Raw genomic sequence first — 13,103 nt, 5'->3', positions numbered from 1 at the left:
TCAGAGGTGATAATCTCTTACGGTGCCAATTTTCGAGGGAAACCTTGAAGGTATGGATACGCCCCGATAGCTCAGTGGTAGAGCACTTCCATGGTAAGGAAGGGGTCGCGAGTTCAATCCTCGCTCGGGGCCCGATCATTTACTTCTGAAGAAGCTAGCTTCTTCATCAGCTAAATGTTCGTGGCTGGGTAGCTCAGGTGGTTAGAGCGCACGACTCATAATCGTGAGGTCGCGGGATCGAGCCCCGCTCCAGCTACTCTTCATAAGCCCCCTCCGTCAGAGGGGGCTGTGTTTATTCTGTTCTGTCTTTTTTCGTGGCGGTATTGGTATCCACTATCAGGATATGAAGCTATTCGCCTGCAAAGGGATTGTGGCGGTTAAGGTAACACCCACTTCAGTGTTCACACGCGACCATGACAGCGACATGCTTGTAAGTAATGAAGTACCGATTCCCGGCAAAGCGTTGTGACTCACTTGGAGGCCATCGTTCGATACTGAAATCACAACGTCATTCCTTGAATCATTCAAGTTCGCTTCGATCCAAATGTGTTGTGCGTCCCCATGTCTTATCGCGTTTGAGACCGATTCCCGCACAAGTTCAATCACGATGCTCGAGGTTGTTGCGGCATTTCGAAGGCAATTGAGTACTTCGTCACCCCACACAACTTCGATTTCAACCACTCCCGCCCATAATGCTGCAAGGTCTCCAATGCCTTGTTCGGCAGAAATTTGGTGCGGATCTTTTTGATCGAGTTTCTTCAAGGCTTCTTCAATAGGCTGACGGATAGCGGTTATTTCAGTCTCGCCAAGTTGGGTCCCCGGGGGCATCGCTTGTATGCGTTTGAGAGAAGCCGCAATGGCGTCCTGCACTGGTCCGTGCAGAACACGCGAGATGCCTTCCTCTAAGTGTCGAGCGCTGACATTTTCAACAATAAGGCGACGTTTTAGTTCTTCGTTGGCGGTGGTCAATTTCTCGTTAGTAGAACGAAGAGTATTTCGCAACGCAACAACAAGCGAAATCGTCCAAGTAATCATTCCGATCCAGAGCGCCTCGCCTATGACAAAACCCGCGTCATTCAGTCCAAGTCTGAAAACAATTTGAACGAACCAGTTCATAGTGAATGCCATGGCGAAAGTACTGAGTGTATATGCAACACCACGGGCAGTGAGCCCTAGCTTCGTAGGCAAGTAGTTCCAAAGAAACCGTGCTGCTGCGAACCAGAGAATGAAGAATGCCAGGGCTGAGAGATAGGGAGCTAAGAATCTTTGACCGGCGAAAATCACAAACCATTGAAGTGCAACGGGAGCTGTCCATAAGGTAAACCACAGCGGGTGAATTGGATTCTCCTCTAATGCGGCTGCCCAAATTCGCGCCCATCGTATTTTCACTGAAAATGTGGACACTGTCGTTGCATCTTCTGTGAGGAATTCCCGACCGAGTCTGTGGCTAATAGGCCTCACCACCTCGTCAATGAGTGATTTGAGCTGGTAAGCGTCGTTATTGAGATTGTTACCCGTCAGCAATGCCATGCCGTTGTTAAGTTGCTCTCTCACTGAGCGAAGAAGGGAATCTTTACGGTGCGCTGTTCGTTCAGCAAGTTCATCCTTGGTTGAAACCAGGGTTGCTAACGAGTCCGCCAGTTCTTGATTCTTTTCGCTGTATTCTCGGGCCATCGAGACGAGTGCCGAAGTGATGATTGCGGGGAAGAACACATTCGCTTGTGAACCATATAAGCGCCAAAAGAATTCATTGGTATGAATTAGATGGAACTCCACAAGCAGTTGAGAGAGTACGAATGCCCGCATAACTGCAGCAAGTTCGAATACAACAACTGTAGTTAGTGACCTCAAGCTGCTCTTGACCATTATGCGTATGAGGAATCGGCCTAACAACAATGTCGCAACGGCTGTTGCCACTGCAATAACGGTGACGCCGAAGAACAACAATTCATGTGCGGTGTTCGCCAGGTTAGTCCCAACTAAGCCACCAATGAGCGAAAGCGAACTGACGACCGAGATCACAATCCAATTGATGGCGTCTCTACGTCCAAGCCTGCGCCAGGTCGTTTTCACTCTTGCGGCCTCCGAGGTAAACCACTTTCGCGGGCAAAGATGCGGATGGCCTCCACGCGGGGTACAACTTTGTCTTCGTTGGTGAGATTAAAGGCTTTGAATACTCCGGTGACTAACTGTTCGACTGAAGACACACTCACGCCACGTTGCGCGGCAATTTCTTTGTTGGAAAACCCTTGTGCCATCATTTGTAAAATCTCACGCTGGCTCTTGGTCAGGGCATCAAGGGCACCTTGGCGCTGTTGATCGTGACGCAGATTTTCAGTTCGACCACGCATAGTTTCACGTATTGCGTCAACAAGACCTTGTGTTGACTGAATGACGCTCTTCCTGAGGTAGGCAACTCCATCTGGGATACGTGCATCTTTAGCGCCAGCGCTAACGGTATCCCCATGCTTACTGAGCAAAATGGGTGCGATTTCAGGCCTGCTCTTGTGGACGAGTTGCACAAATTCAATTCCATTAGGGCCATCACCAAGGTCGATATCAACCAGTACGGCATCAGGGTCGAAAGTGCGCAAGGCATCTTTTGCACTGAGGGCTGAGGTGGCCAGCTGCGTCTCAAAACCCTCGTTCGCCAGAGCGCTCGTAATGAGAGATCCAGTGAATTCGTCGTCTTCAACGACAAGGATGCGCGGCTTAATCAATTGAAAACCTCTTGATGGTAGGTGTTCTAATTTTCCCACTTGGCTTTGGTTCGTTCCCATCATTCTCTGGGGCAGACCCCAGACCCAAGTTCCCTTGTTCTCGCGGCGGTTTCAAGTTCTCTGGGGTCTACCAAAGAAAATCCCCTAGAGGCACAACCTCGTTTCATATTTTGTTGAACATGTATCGAGGCATTGCGTTGTTAACTTTGGGACTGTCAGTGGCTGTCTCTTCCGCTTTGATACCTTCACCAGCCAACGCAAACGTCGTGACGATCACTGTTGATTGCACCGGAAATCCAGATCCGCAGATGGTTGCCGTGAGTTGGGCAGACACCATCGTAGTTACATCAAATACTGATGATCCCAATAACGGTACGGGCGGTTGCGGATTTGAATACGTGGACTTCAAAAGCAGCTTCCCCACCGGAAACACCAACCCACAGGCTGTGACACCAAGGAGCAGTATTACGGTTCCGCCCTTTACAGCCTTCAACAACAGACGTTATATCCAAGTTTCATTCGGTAGTTTCAGCGTTCAAGATAACCAGTGGTCACAGCAGCACACTGTAAATCTTTACGTGATGCCAACGGTGCTCTTCGACGCCAATGGTGGGGCAGGATCCCTGACGGCACAGTCGGCTGACACGCAAACCGCTCTGACGACTAATGCTGGCTCAATCTCTAAGTCGAACTTCACCTTTGCTGGGTGGAATACTGCTGCCAATGGAACCGGGACTGCATACACGGATGGTGGTCAATACGACTTTTCTGCAGACATCACTCTGTTTGCCCAATGGACAGCGGGAGCTCCCACGCCAAGCACTAGTCCAAGCTCAAACACGCCTACGCCCAGTAGTAGCCCTTCAGCTTCCTCGAGTCCAAGTTCGCAATCTTCAGTTGCTCTAGCGGAAACTTCTACAACGCCCGTGTTGCCTCATACCGGCAGCCAGACGACGGTATTACTCAGCATTGCTGGAGCGTTGGCTGCCGTAGGAACAATCGTGTTTCCGATGTCAATTTGGCGACGGCGTTCAAAGAAGTAGCTCTGGGGTGCGCCACAGTTTTTATCTCTACTCAATATTGCGATTCGTAACCTAAAGAGTGAATTGAGGAATTAAGGGAAAAGTTATGAAGATTCGTTTTGTCGCAAGCGTAATCAGCGCATTGGTTTTGACTATCGGGGTAAGCCTTGTTCCGATCTCTGCAAACGCAGTAACTACGTCCGAGGTATGCCCAACGCAAGCGGCTACTCAAACTACACAGAGTGGTTATCCTTCTTACAATCCGAATATCTTTACATCGAGTAGTTCTACTGACCTCGTCTCGTGTACAAATTCATTCACGTCTCCGCTTAACGTCTCTACTAACAATCAAGACCCAATGGACATTGCTCTGTGGTTTGGCACTGTTCCGACCGCTGCATTTTCCGGGAACTCCTTCACCCTGCGTGTTGATGCAACATGTGAAAAGCAGGGTTACGGAGTCTATTTCGTAGTGGGTAAGAACACGGTTCAAACGACAACTTCCGCAAATCTCATTGGCGTCTTCAACACTGGAACAGTTCCAGGCTGCAATACGACGTCAACCGTCAAGAACTACACGGTCACTGTTACTGATTCCCAGAAAGCTCAAATTCAAGCAGGAGACTTTGCGATTATTGTCGGTGCAGTCGGGTCTGGATCAGGTGCCTTGAGTACCCAAGAAGTTGTTTCAAAAGTATCTATCCCATACAGCCTGATCAACCTTTCTTACGATCCCAATGGTGGGGCAGGTTCAGTCAGTACTCAGAGCGTGGGATTGCAGTCGACTTTGACGACAAACAGCTTCACGCGTTCTGGATATACCTTTGCCGGATGGAACACAGTTGCTGGTGGAACTGGCACCTCATATGCCGATGGAGCCAGCGCCACATTCTCAGGGGACACCACCCTTTATGCACAGTGGACCGCTACTCCTGTTTCAAGCCCGGCAGCAGCTTCGTCTTCTAGCCAGACGCTTGCAAATACTGGATCCAGCAAGGCAATTCTGCTTGGCATGTTTGGAATTTCTACAGTGCTCGGTCTACTAATGGTTGCGCACTCAATCCGTCGCAGACAGCGTTCCTAGCAATACCGGTTGCAGAGAACTTGGATAGTTACTCCGAGTTCTCTGCAACTGACATCTCTGAAGAACAGTCAACAAAGAACAAACATGCACAGGCGAGTGAGGAATCGAGCCCCGCTCCAGCTACTCTTCATAAGCCCCCTCCGTCAGAGGGGGCTGTGTTATTTCAGCCCTAGATTGTTTGCGCAAACCACACCAGCAGAGGAATTCCCACAATCAGGTTGAATGGGAATGTGATCCCTAAGCTGGCGGTGAGATAGAACCCTGGGTTTGCTTCTGGCAGTGAGAGTTTCACCGCTGCCGGTGCTGCGATGTAGGAGGCGCTCGCGCAGAGGATGCCGAAGACTGCAGCCCCGCCCACGCTCATTCCGATCCAGCTGGCTAGTGCGACGCCTGTGAATCCTGCGGCGACGGGGAAGGCCAGTGCGAAGACCAGTAAGCCCCACCCTGCCTGGGGGAGTTCTTTCAGGTGTGACCCTGCTTGAATGCCGAGCTGCAGGAGGAAGAGGGTGAGGATTCCGACAAAGAGCCCGCCGAAGAAGGGCTCGACGCGTTCGTATCCGGCTTGACCGCTCACTGCACCGATGACCAGTCCACCCACCAGAAGCAGGATCGACTTTCCAGTGAGCACTTCATGCAAGAGGGGTCCCCATGCTTGTTTCTTGCTTGCCTTTCGGGCAAGCACGAGGCCAACGATCAGCCCAGGCACTTCCATGATGGCGAGGAGTGTGGGGAGATAGCCTTCAGCTTCGAGTCCGAGGGATTCCACAAACATGAGCCCTGCGGTGAAGGTCACCAGGGATGTTGAACCATAGTGGGCAGCGATGGCGCCACGGTCTGTTTGTGTCAGTGGGGTGAGGAGTTTGAGTGCGGCAAATGCCGCGATAGGGATGAGCAGTCCCACTGCGATGGCGAGGGCAATCGGCACAGCAATCTGACTAGGGTCTGCTTGCCGCAGGCCCACTCCTCCCTTGATGCCGATGGCCAGGAGTAAGTAAATGGAGAGGGCGCTAAATATCTGCGGGGGGATCTCGAGTTTGCTTCGAAGTCCTACTGCAATGAGCCCCAGAACAAATGCCAACACAGGGGGAGAGGTCAGGTTGCTCACCGCGAGCCCGAGAGATTCAAACATATGCATCCAATCAGTTGACTAGAAGAATAATACATGAAAATATATTCAGTAATAACTTTTCTTTAGTGAGGTTGAAACGTGAACGTAGAACTCTGGATGTGGCTCGCAGTCTGCGCGGGAATCATCGTCATGTTGTTGATTGATCTCTTTGCGCACAGAAAGGCACATGAGATCTCGCTGCGTGAAGCAGCGTTGTGGTCAACATTCTGGGTGGCCACCGGAGTGGGCTTTGGCGCGCTGATCTGGAATGTCTACGGCGAAGAATACGGTCAGCAATACTTCGCTGGGTTTGTTATTGAAAAGTCACTAGCCATTGACAACGTCTTTATCTGGGCGTTGATCTTTGCTGCCTTTAGCGTTCCGAGAAAGTACCAGCACAGAGTTCTCTTCCTCGGGGTGGTTGGGGCTCTCATCTTCCGCGGCATCTTTATTGCACTCGGTGCAGTGATTCTCGAAAACTTTGCCTGGGTGCTCTACCTCTTCGCAGCGTTCCTCATCTTCACCGGAATACAGATGCTCATCAAGCGAAACGAGCATTCAGACCCGACTCAGGGGCGGTTCTACACATGGTTCTCAGCTCGGGTTCCCTCGGTCAAGAAATATTACGGACAACGCCTCTTCGTTCGTATAGGTGGGGCACTGCTTGCCACGCCATTGCTCTTGGTGCTGGTTCTTGTTGAGTTCACAGACATTATCTTCGCTGTGGACTCCATCCCGGCAATCTTCGCCGTCACGTCGGAGCCCTTCCTTGTGTTCACGGCTAACGCCTTCGCCCTGCTGGGCCTGCGCGCAATGTATTTCCTGCTGGCAGATTTGATGCACCGCTTCATCTATCTGAAGGTGGGACTGGCTCTGGTCTTGGTCTGGGTAGGAATCAAGATGGGGCTCCACGACATCGTGAAGGTGCCCAGTTCACTGTCTTTGACAGTCATCTTGGTGATCTTGATTACGGCAATCGTGGCAAGCTTGGTGGTGAGTAAAAACAGAGAACCTCAGCACAGTGAGCCTGTTGCAAGAGAGCAATTCCCTGAAGCTACTGAAGAAGAACTGGCTGAGTTGAAGCCTGTGTGGCGTAGGTCTGTCAGGATATAACTATGGCGAACTGGACATTCCTCACCCACCACGGACACGTGCTGGTTGCCGTTGCACAAGCATCTGATCTCACCGTTGATCAGATTGCGGCAAAGGTTGGGATTACTGCGCGGGCAACCGCAGGAATACTCAACGATCTCGTTGAGGCAGGTTATGTCGAGAAGACAAAGCTCGGTCGCAATAATCACTACACCGTGCACGGTGAAATTCCCTTGCGTCACCCTTTAAATAACAACACCACGATTGCCGAACTGCTCGCACTTTTCCAATAAGTGAATTCTCAGCTCTGAGGTTAGGCTGGAGCAATGTCCTACAACGTTGTTGAGAAAAGCATTGCGCAGCTGCGTGCAGATTTAGACGCAGGCAACATCACAAGCGTGGAGCTTGTTGCCGCATACCTCAATCGCATTGCCTACTATGACCGCCATGGCATCACGCTCAATGCTGTTCCTATCCTCAACCCGGAACTGTTTGCTGAAGCTCGTGCATCTGATGAACGTCGTGCTCGCGGAGAACTCTTAAGTCCTCTGGACGGTATTCCCTACACCGCCAAGAACAGCTACAAGGTCAAAGGCCTCACGGTTGCCTCAGGCTCGCCTGCTTTTGCAGATCTCATCGCAACCGATGATGCCTTCACCATTGCGCAACTGCGAAAAGCAGGTGCTGTGCTGATTGGTTTGACCAATATGCCACCGATGGCAAACGGTGGCATGCAGCGCGGACTCTATGGTCGTGCAGAAAGCCCCTATAACGCTAACTTCCTCACTGCTGCGTTTGGTTCAGGATCCTCCAATGGTTCAGGAACGGCAACTGGTGCAAGCTTTGCTGCTTTTGGTCTGGGTGAAGAGACGTGGTCATCTGGGCGTGCACCGGCAAATAACAACGGGTTGTGTGCATACACTCCTTCCCGTGGAGTGATTTCGACCCGGGGTAACTGGCCACTGGTTCCCACCATGGATGTGGTTGTTCCTCACACCCGCACGATGGATGACATGCTTGCACTGCTCGATGAAGTTGTCGCAGATGACTGGGAAGTGCGTGGCGATTTCTGGCGAATGCAGCCCTGGGTCCCAACCCCGAAGAGTTCTGAGCTACGCCCTGCTTCGTATGTTGGTTTGGAAAACCCTGACGCTCTTCGTGGCAAGCGCATTGCTATTCCTCGGATGTATATCAACAAGAAACCACAGGATCACGTTCAAGACGAGATCGATGTCATTGAAACCCGTGACTCGGTTGTTGAACTCTGGCACCACGCCAAGGCAGACCTCGAAGCCTTGGGCGCTGAGGTGATTGAGACAGACTTCCCTGTGGTCACCAACTACGAGAGCCGTGGAGAAGGGGCGAAAAACCTCACAGCACGTGGCCTCGTTCCCGAACACTTCGCAGAGCATGAGCTGTGGGAGCTTTCCATGTTTGGCTGGCATGATTTCCTTGCCGCAAACAATGACCCTGCACTCCATGCCCTGGCTGATGTTGAGCCAGAGAAGATCTTCCCTGTTCCAACTGGTTCAGTACCTGGCCGGTATGACGATCATCTGCACCGCTTTGCACCAGAGGATGTTCCGCTCGAGGAATATGTGGCACGCGCCAAGCGTGACGGTATTCCGGCACTGGTCGACATTCCAGATATGGCAGAGGGTATTCCAGGACTCGAGAAAGCGCGCAAGCTTGACCTCGAAGACTGGATGGATGAACTCGGACTCGATGCCGTTGTCTTCCCTGCCTCGGCAGATATTGGTCCTGCTGATGCAGATGTTAATCCTGCATCTGCTGACCTTGCGTGGCGAAACGGAACATGGGTTGCCAACGGCAACCTCGTTCCTCGCCACCTCGGTATCCCCACTGTGACCGCACCTATGGGTATTCTCAGCGATATTGGTATGCCGACCGGTCTCACCTTTGCCGGTCGCGGTTACGACGACAGTAATTTGTTGGCCTATGCCTGGGCGTTTGATCACTACCGCAACCGTCGCATTGCGGCTCCGCGCACCCCTGAACTTCCCGCCTCACGCTGGAGTCAACTCGGAGTGGGCGAAGCTGAACTCACACTCAGCGTTTCTTCGAGTGTTGGAGATGTTATCGATGGCAAGGTTCTCGTGTCCGTCTCCGTTACGACTTCTGCTGCTGAAGTTTCTGTAACCATCAATGGTGTTCCGTGCGAGGTGAAAGCAACGGAACAGGGATGCGAAGCATCGATGGAGGTTCCCGAGTTAGAGCACACCCGCATTCATTCCGAATGGCGTGGTGGCTATGGCTCACTGGTTGTTGTTCTTGCCAAGACGGGTGACACCGTCCTCGGCGACTACAGCGTTGTGGGCGGAGTGGCCTAAGCCAGCGAGTCTCGCCAGGCGGTGTGAAGGCTGGCGAACTTGCCGGTTCCTTCAATCAATTCCTCTGGCGTTCCATCTTCAATGATCTCGCCGTGCTCCATCACCAGCACACGGTCTGCAATAGAGACGGTGGAGAGACGGTGCGCGATGATAATCGCGGTGCGATCGGCCAGCAGGGTCTGCAGGCCTTGCTGAACTAGTCGTTCGCTTGGGATATCCAGTGATGCTGTTGCTTCATCAAGAATCAACACGGTGGGGTCAGCAATAAATGCACGGGCAAAGGAAAGCAATTGACGTTGACCGGCAGAGAGACGACCACCCCGCTTATTCACGTCGGTGTCGTATCCTTCAGGCAAACGCATGATGAAGTCATGCGCACCCACGGCTATGGCAGCTTGCTTCACCTCGTCGAAGGTTGCATTTGGTTTACCCAAACCGATGTTGTCGGCAACAGAGCCAGAGAAGAGATATGACTCTTGCGTCACCATCACGATGGCGCGACGCAGGTCAGCATTCGCCAGTTCACGCAGATCAATACCGTCCAGGCTGACTGTTCCAGAGGTGGGGTCATAGAACCTGGCCACCAGTTTGGCCAGGGTGGACTTCCCAGCGCCGGTGGTTCCCACCACAGCGATGGTCTGTCCAGCCAGGATGTGGAGATCAAGATCAGGAAGAACCACAGCTGAGTCGTTATAGCCAAAGCGCACGTGAGAGAAATCGAGCTTGCCCTGCGGGTGTGCGAGGTGGACGGGGTTCGCTGGCTCAGTCACAGAGGGTTGTTCTTCGAGCATGCCGGAGACTTTCTCCAGAGCTGACGACGCGTTCTGGAAAGAGTTATAGAACATGGCAAGTTCTTCCATCGGTTCGAAGAATCGGCGGGTGTAGAGAACAGCAGCGAGGAGAACACCAACATCCATGGCGCCGTTGGCAACACGGAACGAACCCAGAATCAATACCGCTGCCAGGGTAAAGACGCCGATGACTTTGAGACCTGGATCGTATGTTCCGAACAGGCGGATTACTTTGCGGTTTGCTTCGCGGTAGTCATCAACTGCAAGGGCGTAGCTCTTCTCGTTGCGTTCTTCCCGGCGGAACGCCTTCACTGCACGAATACCGGTCATTGTTTCAACGAATTGGACAATCAGTCGTGCGGAGAAGGTGCGTGCTTCACGGAACTGCTTTTTCGAGGTGTCGGAGAACCAGCGAGTAAGGAAGTAGCAGGGAATGAGAGCAACAAGCAGAGGAATAGCGCTGGAAGGGTCCAGCGCAATCAGCGCGGCAGCGGTGAAGGTCATGAGCAAGATGCCGCGGAACAGGTTGCTAATTCCTCCATCGAGGAGTTCGCGCAAGGTTTCGATGTCGCTGGTTTGGCGGGCAATGACACGTCCTGAGGTGTAGTTCTCGTGGAAGCTCATGCTCAAATTTTGGGTGTGTGCGAAGACTCGCTCGCGCAGGTCTAACAGAACACTCTGACTGATCACGGCAGAGGAGCGCATATAGATGGCCATCATGCTGGCGCTGGTGATGGCAGTGAGAACATAGGCGGCAACGATCAGTTGGGCAGGTAACCAGTTGTGGTTTGTCACGACTTGGGTCAAACCTTGGTCAATCCCCAGTGCCAATAGCGTGGGCCCGGCAACCTGGGCTGCCGTGCTGATTACAACAATCACCAAAGTCCAATACACCCGCACTCGAACAGGGTGCAGAAGCGACCCCAGCAGGGCAAGCGAGCGCTGGCGCAGGCGTTTGCCTTCCTGCTTGGTGAAGTCGGATCGTTCTTCTCCGCGAACTCCAGTAATTGTCATCGCTTCTCCTCATCGAGGGAGGCAATCACGTTGCGGTATTCGGGGCAGCGAGCCAAAAGCTCACTGTGTGTTCCCACATCCAAGATCCTGCCCTCGTGCAGCAAAGCAACACGGTCAGCCAACATCACTGTGGATGGGCGGTGAGCAACAATGAGTGCTGTTGTGGTCGCAAGAACCTGCCGGAGCGCTTTCTCCACGGCAGCTTCCGTCGTCACATCCAAGGCGGAGAGCGGATCATCCAACACCAATATCCGTGGCTGCACGGCAATTGCGCGAGCAAGAGCAAGACGTTGACGCTGACCGCCAGAAAGGCTCAGCCCCTCCTCGCCAATCTTGCTCTCCACGCCCTTGGGTAAGGAGCGAGCAAAGTCGGCCTGAGCGATGTCGAGAGACTGTTGCAGTAGCTCCTCGGCCTCGTCTTTCAGCTGAGGATTATCAGTTAAGTCTTCTCGGCCTAGCAAGACGTTATCTCGAACGGAGATGGAGAACAGCGTGGCATCTTCGAAAGCCATGGCGACCTGTGTGCGCAGGCTTTCGATGGTGACGTCTCGGATGTCTATTCCATCTATGAGGATGCGACCACTGGTCACATCAAAGAGTCGGGTGGTGAGGGCAGTCAGACTCGTCTTGCCCGAACCGGTGAGCCCAACAAGCGCCATGGTTTCACCAGGCTTGATGCTCAGGTTTATACCGTTGAGCAAATCTGCGTGGTGTTCTTGTGCATCGCTATAGCGGAAGTGAACATCTTCAAATACCAGCTCACCGGGCCCTGGTGGGAGTTCCGTTGCTGTCTCGAGTTCCAGAATCTCCACCGGAGTATTCATGACCTCGAAGTAGCGATTGAGTGAGCTTGCCGCCTCGATAGAGATGGAGAGCATGGGTGCAATGGATTGCATAGGTCCTTTGAGCAATGCGGCGGTAGCAAAGAAAGCAATCAGTGTTCCAACTGAAACAATTCCTTGCTCCGCCTGAATAATGCCCAGAAGCAAGGTAATGGCAAAGCCGAGGTCGGGGATGAGCAACATCCAGAACCACATCCGGCCGTTTGCTCTTCCCTTAGCTAGTTCAGTGCCGCGCAGCTCATTTGCTTGTTCGAGGAATTCTTCAAGAGCTTCGCCAGCACGACCAAAGGATTTCAACACACGAATGCCGTGAACAGATTCTTCAATGGCAGTTGCCAAGTCACCCTGCTGATCTTGTGTGCTGCGAGCCAGGGTTGTGAACTGTCGTTGGAATCGAATGCTAATCAGGATCAACGGCAGCGAGCACACCAGGAAGATGAATCCCAGCAGGGCGTTGAAGGCGAAGAGCAGGCTAAAGCCTGTGACCAGCATGATGGTGCTAGTGACAAGTTGAACAAGGGCGAAAGAAATCCAGCGACGCACGGTGCTGATGTCACCCATGGCGCGGGAAAGTAACTGCCCACTTTGCCACTTGTCGTGGAACGCGACGGGAAGGCGCTGGAGATGCACATATATGGCGTTGCGCATCTTGCCTTCGAGGTGAACACCGGGACCGAGTGTGAGCCAGCGGCGAAGGTAAATAAAGGTGACCTCGGCAAGGCCGAGGCCAAAGATGACCGCAACGCCAGGAATGATCTGAGCAGCATCTCCGGTGGAGAGGGGGTTGTCCACCAACCAGCGCAGAGCAAAAGGTATAGACAGTGCAGTTGCTGCGGCAGCGAGGGCAGTAACCATGCCAATAATCAGTCGGGGCAGCGCTCCTTGCACAAATGGGTATACCCGAAGCAAGCTGCTGAAAGTGCTCAGCTGGCTTTCTTTCTCCGAGGTAGTAGTCACGTTGCTCCTGTGTCGACGTCTCAATGTATCAACCAAGAAGTCTCTGTAGATATTCCGTTTACTTGATCGACTGTCCAGCAGGCGGGACACAGGATGTTCCCTGATATAGCCGGGTTCAAAGC

Annotated in this window: 9 protein-coding genes, 2 tRNA genes and 1 pseudogene; 7 read left to right on the top strand and 5 right to left on the bottom strand. The window is 52.7% G+C overall.

Annotation, left to right across the window (positions count from 1 at the left end; translation table 11 throughout):
• Positions 1 to 60: 60 nt before the first annotated feature.
• A tRNA-Thr gene (locus M2120_RS05095) sits at positions 61 to 132 on the top strand.
• A 50-nt stretch (positions 133 to 182) separates the two neighbouring features.
• Positions 183 to 256 (top strand) — tRNA-Met (locus tag M2120_RS05090).
• An 80-nt stretch (positions 257 to 336) separates the two neighbouring features.
• Here the strand turns inward: M2120_RS05090 and M2120_RS05085 are convergent.
• Together M2120_RS05085 and M2120_RS05080 are read right to left on the bottom strand one after the other, a co-directional pair.
• Positions 337 to 1,917 (bottom strand): hypothetical protein, encoded by a 1,581-nt coding sequence (locus tag M2120_RS05085; RefSeq protein ID WP_280797636.1) that lies wholly within the window; start codon positions 1,915 to 1,917, stop codon positions 337 to 339.
• A 152-nt stretch (positions 1,918 to 2,069) separates the two neighbouring features.
• Positions 2,070 to 2,720 carry a response regulator transcription factor gene (locus M2120_RS05080; protein WP_280797635.1) on the bottom strand — a complete coding sequence of 217 codons (651 nt, stop codon included), beginning with the start codon at positions 2,718 to 2,720 and terminating at the stop codon, positions 2,070 to 2,072.
• Between the two features lie 218 nt (positions 2,721 to 2,938).
• Here M2120_RS05080 and M2120_RS05075 point away from each other — a divergent pair, with 218 nt between their 5' ends.
• Together M2120_RS05075 and M2120_RS05070 are read left to right on the top strand one after the other, a co-directional pair.
• On the top strand, positions 2,939 to 3,763 hold the full coding sequence (locus M2120_RS05075) for an InlB B-repeat-containing protein (RefSeq protein ID WP_280797634.1): 825 nt from the start codon (positions 2,939 to 2,941) through the stop codon (positions 3,761 to 3,763).
• 337 nt (positions 3,764 to 4,100) lie between these two features.
• Complete coding sequence (locus M2120_RS05070; RefSeq protein ID WP_280797633.1) at positions 4,101 to 4,826, top strand: InlB B-repeat-containing protein; 726 nt, start codon at positions 4,101 to 4,103, stop codon at positions 4,824 to 4,826.
• A 169-nt stretch (positions 4,827 to 4,995) separates the two neighbouring features.
• On the opposite strand, the gene M2120_RS05065 is transcribed toward M2120_RS05070, so the two are convergent.
• Positions 4,996 to 5,955 (bottom strand): sodium-dependent bicarbonate transport family permease, encoded by a 960-nt coding sequence (locus M2120_RS05065; RefSeq protein WP_280797632.1) that lies wholly within the window; start codon positions 5,953 to 5,955, stop codon positions 4,996 to 4,998.
• 78 nt (positions 5,956 to 6,033) lie between these two features.
• Between M2120_RS05065 and M2120_RS05060 the strand changes: the two genes are divergently transcribed.
• From M2120_RS05060 to M2120_RS05050, 3 genes and pseudogenes are all read left to right on the top strand, one after another.
• Positions 6,034 to 7,047 (top strand): TerC family protein, encoded by a 1,014-nt coding sequence (locus M2120_RS05060; RefSeq protein ID WP_280797631.1) that lies wholly within the window; start codon positions 6,034 to 6,036, stop codon positions 7,045 to 7,047.
• A gap of 2 nt (positions 7,048 to 7,049) precedes the next feature.
• The gene (locus M2120_RS05055) at positions 7,050 to 7,319 is read left to right on the top strand and encodes a helix-turn-helix transcriptional regulator (protein WP_280797630.1); all 270 of its coding nucleotides are present in this window, start codon (positions 7,050 to 7,052) and stop codon (positions 7,317 to 7,319) included.
• A 33-nt stretch (positions 7,320 to 7,352) separates the two neighbouring features.
• A pseudogene (locus M2120_RS05050) lies at positions 7,353 to 9,047 on the top strand (amidase); the annotation flags it as partial.
• 326 nt (positions 9,048 to 9,373) lie between these two features.
• On the opposite strand, the gene M2120_RS05045 reads toward M2120_RS05050, so the two are convergent.
• Both M2120_RS05045 and M2120_RS05040 read right to left on the bottom strand, forming a co-directional pair.
• A complete protein-coding gene (locus tag M2120_RS05045) occupies positions 9,374 to 11,182 on the bottom strand; it encodes an ABC transporter ATP-binding protein (RefSeq protein ID WP_280797629.1) in 1,809 nt (602 codons plus the stop codon).
• Entirely contained in the window at positions 11,179 to 12,981 is a 1,803-nt protein-coding gene (locus tag M2120_RS05040; RefSeq protein ID WP_280797628.1) for an ABC transporter ATP-binding protein, read from the bottom strand. Before M2120_RS05040 ends, M2120_RS05045 begins: the two co-directional genes overlap by 4 nt.
• Positions 12,982 to 13,103 lie beyond the last annotated feature (122 nt).

The sequence above is a fragment of the Aurantimicrobium minutum genome (assembly GCF_029893825.1).
GTDB lineage: Bacteria > Actinomycetota > Actinomycetes > Actinomycetales > Microbacteriaceae > Aurantimicrobium > Aurantimicrobium minutum_C.
The sequence above is the reverse complement of the archived record's forward strand: the minus strand, read 5'-3'. Positions and strand labels throughout refer to the sequence as shown.

Excerpts from the sequence above, each read along its gene's own strand:
- M2120_RS05070 (WP_280797633.1), top strand. The coding sequence starts at position 4,101 with ATGGACATTGCTCTGTGGTTTGGCACTGTTCCGACCGCTGCATTTTCC.
- M2120_RS05065 (WP_280797632.1), bottom strand. The coding sequence starts at position 5,955 with ATGTTTGAATCTCTCGGGCTCGCGGTGAGCAACCTGACCTCTCCCCCT.
- M2120_RS05055 (WP_280797630.1), top strand. The coding sequence starts at position 7,050 with ATGGCGAACTGGACATTCCTCACCCACCACGGACACGTGCTGGTTGCC.
- M2120_RS05045 (WP_280797629.1), bottom strand. The coding sequence starts at position 11,182 with ATGACAATTACTGGAGTTCGCGGAGAAGAACGATCCGACTTCACCAAG.